Here is a 266-nt window from a genome sequence, read left to right as displayed (position 1 = left end):
ATCGAACCGGCCGGTTGACGGCCGGTTGACAGGGTGGACAGGGTGGACAGTGGCTGTCGAGTTCATCGGTCATATCCCTCTCGGTCGGTGGACGCGGCCCACGGGCTCCACGCCGGTGTGCGGATCAGGCGTTCCTGCTCGGCGTGCAGGGCGTGCCCTGCGAGCTGATCCAGGGCGTCGTCCAGGTCGCTGGCCAACTCTCGGTTACGGTCTTCCAGCTGCGCGGCTTCGTGTTCGGCGGCGTCGCGGGCGGCGACCGCTGCGGC

1 protein-coding gene is annotated in these 266 nt (G+C 69.5%); it reads right to left on the bottom strand.

Annotation, left to right across the window (positions count from 1 at the left end):
• Nucleotides 1-62: 62 nt before the first annotated feature.
• The coding region (locus tag ON44_RS33505) for a hypothetical protein (protein WP_040697917.1) at nucleotides 63-266 on the bottom strand (204 nt) is incomplete at its 5' end.

The organism is Nocardia vinacea NBRC 16497 (assembly GCF_000308835.1).
In the GTDB taxonomy this organism is placed as follows: domain Bacteria; phylum Actinomycetota; class Actinomycetes; order Mycobacteriales; family Mycobacteriaceae; genus Nocardia; species Nocardia vinacea.
The sequence above is the reverse complement of the archived record's forward strand: the minus strand, read 5'-3'. Positions and strand labels throughout refer to the sequence as shown.